The organism is Paracoccus sp. SSK6, assembly GCF_039770665.1.
Lineage (GTDB): Bacteria > Pseudomonadota > Alphaproteobacteria > Rhodobacterales > Rhodobacteraceae > Paracoccus.
In genome coordinates this window covers 1-1,404 of record NZ_JBDPNJ010000077.1, presented here as the reverse complement: position 1 = coordinate 1,404, position 1,404 = coordinate 1, and the positions used below count along the sequence as shown (strand labels likewise).

General features: G+C 60.2%; 1 protein-coding gene. It reads left to right on the top strand.

What is annotated here, in order from left to right:
* The first annotated feature begins 118 nt into the window (after nucleotides 1-118).
* A complete protein-coding gene (locus tag AAIL68_RS17400) occupies nucleotides 119-1,144 on the top strand; it encodes an IS110 family transposase (RefSeq protein WP_347141047.1) in 1,026 nt (341 codons plus the stop codon).
* The last annotated feature ends 260 nt before the right edge of the window (nucleotides 1,145-1,404 follow it).

Here is a 1,404-nt window from a genome sequence, read left to right as displayed (position 1 = left end):
CGGCCGTTGCCGAGCGTCAGGAGTTCGGCCATTGATGGTGTGGATACCTCACCCCGAAACGGCATCGCGATGTGCCAAGATGGTGATGTTGCAAAGCACCAGCATGGAGGAGGTATCCGTGGAAGAGGTTACAGTCATCGGCATCGACTTGGCAAAGTCGGTTTTTCAGCTTCACGGCGCGACTGCGTCGGGACAGCCGGTTTTCCGCAAAAAGCTCTCGCGGGCGCAACTCCTTCGGTTCATCGCCGAACAACCGCCCTGCCTTGTCGCCATGGAGGCTTGCGCCTCGTCGCACTACTGGGGCCGAGAGTTCCTGAAGCTGGGCCACGAGGTGCGCCTGATCCCGCCGATCTACGTGAAGCCCTTTGTGAAGCGCCAGAAGAACGATGCGAATGACGCCGAGGCCATTGCAGAAGCCGTGGTGCGCCCCACCATGCGGTTCGTGCCCGTGAAGTCAGAAGAGCAGCAGGCCCGATCGATGGTCTTCAAGACACGTGATCTGCTTGTTCGTCAGCGCAACGCCTTCATCAACGCGTTGCGGGGTCACCTTTTGGAGTACGGCATTATCGCGCCTGCCGGACGGACATTCGTCAGGAGGCTTGAGGCGCAGATCGAAGATCCAGAGAGCGACCTGCCATCGGGCGTCATCGAGCTTTGCCGTCTGCACCTCGAGCAGATTGGCATTCTCGACGACAAAATCAGAGAAATACAGAAACGCCTGAAGGACGAGGCGAAGTCAGACCCTGAGACGATCCGCCTGCAGACGACCCCAGGCGTTGGACCTGTCAGCGCCATGGCGATCCAGGCCTTCGCTCCCCCGATGGAAGGGTTCCGAAGAGGACGCGACTTTGCCGCCTGGCTGGGTCTCGTCCCCGTTCAGAAGTCGACAGGTGGCCGGCAGATTTTGGGGCGCACCTCGAAGATGGGGCAACGGGACATCCGAAGGCTGTTGATCATCGGCGCAATGACCCGGGTCAGATGGGCGGTCAAGAACGGCCCTCCCAAGGGATCCTGGCTCGAGCAGATGCTGGCGCGCAAGCCCCGGATGCTGGTCGCCATCGCCTTGGCAAACAAGACCGCCCGCGCGATCTGGGCGGTGATGACGAAACAGGAGGATTATCGAGACCCTGCCCTCGCCGTGTGACACGGGTAAGGGCTGGCAGGTGTGAGACGGACATTGAACAGTAAGGACAAACGATCGACCAGATCGAGGTTGGGGAAACCAGGCACTCCCAGAGAGCTTGCAGCTCGGGCTCATTGATATGGACCCAGCCTTCGCATCGCCATACCGGCCCGCGGCATTGTCAAAGCCGCACATCGAGGCCTGACACATGACCGTACCCGATCACATGTCCGAACCGTTCAAAAGAAAGCTTGCACCGACCGAGGTATCCACACATGGGA